This is a genomic window from Haloparvum sedimenti (assembly GCF_001462205.1).
Lineage (GTDB): Archaea > Halobacteriota > Halobacteria > Halobacteriales > Haloferacaceae > Haloparvum > Haloparvum sedimenti.
Genome location: NZ_LKIR01000034.1, coordinates 1 through 4171, shown reverse-complemented (window position 1 = coordinate 4171; position 4171 = coordinate 1). Strand labels below are relative to the sequence as shown.

The window sequence follows — 4171 nt, the reverse complement described above, 5'->3', positions numbered from 1 at the left end:
GATCACGCCGATGATGCTGTCGTCTCGCACGACGTGGACGACCGTCTCACCGCGTTCCTCGCGGCCACGGACGTACTCAGCGATGTGATCCGGGATGTCGATGCTGCGGTCGTCGAGCAGCGCCCGGTTCCCAACGACGACCTCGTGGCCGTCCGTATGGGCGACGACACCCTTGCCGGCGACCACGTCGAAGTCATCCGGATCCGGAACCGACCGGTGCTCGGCGCTCGCGGCATCGGAATGGGCGACCGCAGTTCCGCCATCGGTTGCGGCGGTCGGACGGTCGCGTGCTGCGTCGACGATAGCGTCGGCGAGGTGGTGTTCGCTTTTCTTCTCGGCAGTCGCCGCGAGCGAGATTACCTCGTCGTCGTCGACGCCAAACCCCTCGACGTCGGCGACGGTGGTCTCGCCCTTCGTGAGCGTCCCCGTCTTGTCGAAGGCGACGAGGTCGATCTTGCCGGCACGTTCGAGGTGTTCGCCACCCTTCATCAGGACGCCCGACCGGGCGGCGTTCCCGATGGCCGAGACGATACTGACTGGCGGTCCGATGACCAGCGCGCCCGGACAGCCGATGACCAGCAGCGTCAGCGACAGGATCGCGTTCTGCGTGACTGCGTACGCGCCGATTGCGAGCACGATGACGGCTGGGGTGTAGTACTTCGCGAACCGGTCGATGAGACTCTCCGTGGGCGACTGGGCCTCCTGGGCCTCCTCGACGCGGCGGATGATGCGCTCGAGCGTCGTATCCGAGCCCGCACCCGTCGTCTGGACCTCCAGTGCGCCTTCCTGGTTGACCGTCCCCGCGTAGACTTCGTCACCGTCGGTCTTGTGAACGGGCGCGCTCTCGCCGGTGACCGGGGCCTGATTGACGGCACTCTCGCCGTCGACGACGCTCCCGTCGACCGGGATCTTTCCGCCCGGTTTCACGATGACAACTTCACCCTCCTCGACGTCGCGGGCAGGTACTTCTTGGAGGTCTCCGTCGCGACGGACGGTCGCCGTGTCGGGCGTCATCTCCAGAAGTTCCTGGAGGGCCGTCCGGGTCTTCCGCATCGTCCGGCCTTCTAGGTAGCTGCCGAGGCTGAACAGGAAGACGACGGCGGCAGCTTCCCAGTATTCGCCGATGACGATGGCACCAATGGCCGCCAAGGTCACGAGCGTCTTGATGCCGAGCGTTCGGTTGGTGACCTCGTAGTAGGCGGTCTTGGCGATGTCGTAGCCGCCGATGATCGCCGCGAGGATGAGAATACCGGCACTCGCTGTATTGAAGCCGGTGAAGTGGCCGAGGCTCCAGCCGGCACCGTAGAGCAGGCCGCTGGACGCCGTAACGATGGCCTTCCGGTTCTTCCGGTAGTACTGGGTGATCGTTTGTGCGTTCATTGGTCTAGGCGGGCTGGGGCGTGTAGCCCTGGTTTTCGATGGCCTGTGCGAAGGCGTCGGGGTCAGCGACGTTGTCGTCGTACTCGATCTCGACCCGGCCGGTCGTGTAGTGGACTTCCACGTTCTGGACGCCGTTGACGTTCGAGAGGGCGCGTTCGACGGTGCTCGCGCAGGTCGGGCAGTCGAAGTCCATCACGCGGAGTTGGGTTGTCTCGTTCATCACAGTTCTACGTAGCACCCGGACTGCCATATATATTTTTTAGATGATATGTTTGAATAGGAATATGGGGCGTTGGAACAGTCAAACGAGTCGTATAGGACTTCTCCACGCTCCGACCACAGGATCAGCCACCCGGCCGAATCGTTCGACAGCCGTATGCTCCGCTACCTTTTCCCGCGCGTGTCTCGCAGTCCCACTATGAGCAGTTCCGGCGCCGACCACCATCTCGACGACATCGCGATCAGGGATACCCGCGTCTCGGACGCCATCGACGAACCGATGCGGGCGATGATCCTCGACATACTGGCCGATGAGGCACGGACGGCAGGCGAGGTTCACGACCGACTTACCGAGCGAGGGATCGAGCGGACCGAAAACACCGTTCGGCACCACATCAACGAACTCCGCGATTCCGGGCTCGTAGACGTCGTCCGCTTTGAGGAGGGGCGTGGCGGCACGACGAAGTACTACCACGCGAACACGATCGTCCTCTCGTACTCACTACCGGGTTCGGCTGATGCCGCCGTGGAGGAGATGACGGATGCTATCCAGCCGCAGGTCACGGAGGCACTGAACCATCTCACGGAGGAGTACGAGGAATCTATCGAGGAGATCACAACGGAGATGCAGCCGTGTGACCACTGTCGGAACCAGAAGTACGAGACGTACGTCCTGCTGACCGTCCTGCGGCGAGCGTTCGTCCGCGCTCAGCGGGAATCGTAAGCGACGCCAGTGACTCATAACGATATTTACTGACTCGGTCCATGGTGAGAGACTCCGTTGTTGTTGGATCTTCTGGTCACCCCATTCAGGACCCGTGTTCCCCGTGTCGCGCACGATCACCCGGGTGAAACGAATTGGCAGATGAAATCGCACGCCGTGAAGAGAACGTTAACAGCGTCGATATCGTCGAAACACGAGTGATTGGGGGCGTTAATCGTTGTCGAGTTCGGAACCCGCGTCTCCTTCGGCGAAGATTCGCCGGGAGATGATCGTTCCGTCAGAGATGGAATCAGGTTCGTCACGGCGGACGAAGCGTTTCTTGAGAACGTCGTAGGCGAACAGACTCGCACCGATGATAACGAAGCCCCAGTGGTAGCCTCCGACGTAGATCGTCCTGTCGACGCCGTCGCCACTGCCCGGGAGATTTCCAACGCATCCGGAGAGACCTGCGATGCCGGCTCCGAGCGCAGTGAGAAACTCGCGTCGCTGTACTGTCGAGGACATGATTGCAGACTACTGCGACTCCTCGCGGGTGAGTTTCGCACGCCGTTCCTCGAACTCCTCGTCGGAGAGGTCGCCACGAGCGTACGCCACTCGGAGTTCCTCGAGTGCTCTATCGCTGGTCAGCGACGACCCGACACCACCGACGAGGCCGCGATAGAGGAGGTAGCCGATGCCGACGAGGACAACGAGCCAGACGAGCATCATTCCGATACCCCACAGCGGTGAGAGGCCGCCGGCCATGCCACCACCCCACCACCAGCCCATCATGCCCATCATCGGCATCGCGAACACCATCATCAACAGCGGGAACAGGACGATCACCGCGAGGACGATCAGGACGATGCGGAGCAGGCCGTCGGACGTGCGCTCTTTTGACATAGTGAACCACTACGGACTTCGTTGGCTGCATTCATAAAGTTGGACGGCCAGTACTGCTCCGTTGGTGGTTCCTAGGTTGGGTGGCGGCTAATACGTCGCTCTGTGTCTTGCTTGGGGCGAATCCACTCAGCAGCAGTCGGGGTCGTCGGGCGACCACTCACACGCGTTGCCAGTCGTCAAGTTGTTTTCGTCAACGTAGGTCGAGAGACACGCGTAGTTGCAGAAGTAGGTCGGCGACCCGCAGTCGTCGGTACAGTCGCGCACACAGATCGGGTCGTGGTCGAAGATACGCGACCTGCAGTAGGCGCACGTCTCATCAACGTTGGGGAGTTCGACGGTCGTAGACATACCTGTGCTACGGGCACGAGTCAAAAACGCATTTCGCCAGCTGACCATCGATATACTCCGCCTCCGGGCTGAAGGCGGTGTGTGAGTGACAAGGAACGACTAGAACTCGATCGCTCCGATCATCGGCTCGCCGACACACTTCGGGCAGACATCGGTGTCGTATTCCGCCATACAGTGTCGGTGGCAGGAGATCCCGCAGTGCTCGCAGACGAACACCTCATCGTCGCGAGCGCATTCCGAGTCACAGATGTAGCACTGAACCATGGATACTCGAACCTTGACTTGAAAACCGCATCAACACTATGTTCGGGGCCTGATAGATGTCTGATTTTCATGACGGCTACCGACCAAGTCTACTCCTGTTTGGAGACAAAAGGAATGCCAAATCGTTGGCTATCCATTGCTCTCTTCGTGATACAACCCGATCTCAGGGTAATTTGACGGGGTTAACTTTCGATTCTTAACAACAATTCGATTGAATGAGTAGAACGTCTTTCCACGTATGGAAATGACCACGGCGCCCACGGAGACGGTCGATGGTAGCAAGACGCTCGTTCGAGGCAACGTTCTCGAGAAAACCTACGGGTCACGACTTCCGTTGGGACGGTCGACGCCCGT

General features: G+C 60.5%; 6 protein-coding genes. 1 reads left to right on the top strand and 5 read right to left on the bottom strand.

The genetic code is table 11. From position 1 onward, the window contains the following. Both AN233_RS01885 and AN233_RS01880 read right to left on the bottom strand, forming a co-directional pair. Nucleotides 1-1380 (bottom strand): heavy metal translocating P-type ATPase (locus tag AN233_RS01885; protein ID WP_058365177.1); only part of this gene is annotated, 1380 nt, incomplete at its 3' end. 4 nt (nt 1381-1384) lie between these two features. Next, nucleotides 1385-1600: a heavy-metal-associated domain-containing protein gene (locus AN233_RS01880; protein ID WP_058365176.1), complete on the bottom strand. Its 216-nt coding sequence runs from the start codon at nt 1598-1600 to the stop codon at nt 1385-1387. 198 nt (nt 1601-1798) lie between these two features. Here AN233_RS01880 and AN233_RS01875 point away from each other — a divergent pair, with 198 nt between their 5' ends. Beyond that, the gene (locus tag AN233_RS01875) at nt 1799-2323 is read left to right on the top strand and encodes a winged helix-turn-helix domain-containing protein (RefSeq protein WP_058365175.1); all 525 of its coding nucleotides are present in this window, start codon (nt 1799-1801) and stop codon (nt 2321-2323) included. Nucleotides 2324-2533: 210 nt separating this feature from the next. Here the strand turns inward: AN233_RS01875 and AN233_RS01870 are convergent, their stop codons facing one another. From AN233_RS01870 to AN233_RS01860, 3 genes are all read right to left on the bottom strand, one after another. Continuing rightward, nucleotides 2534-2827, bottom strand: coding sequence for a hypothetical protein (locus AN233_RS01870; RefSeq protein WP_058365174.1), 294 nt, complete (start codon nt 2825-2827; stop codon nt 2534-2536). A gap of 9 nt (nt 2828-2836) precedes the next feature. Beyond that, nucleotides 2837-3205, bottom strand: coding sequence for an SHOCT domain-containing protein (locus AN233_RS01865; protein WP_058365173.1), 369 nt, complete (start codon nt 3203-3205; stop codon nt 2837-2839). A 126-nt stretch (nt 3206-3331) separates the two neighbouring features. Continuing rightward, the gene (locus AN233_RS01860; protein WP_058365172.1) at nt 3332-3553 is read right to left on the bottom strand and encodes a hypothetical protein; all 222 of its coding nucleotides are present in this window, start codon (nt 3551-3553) and stop codon (nt 3332-3334) included. Nucleotides 3554-4171: the final 618 nt, after the last annotated feature.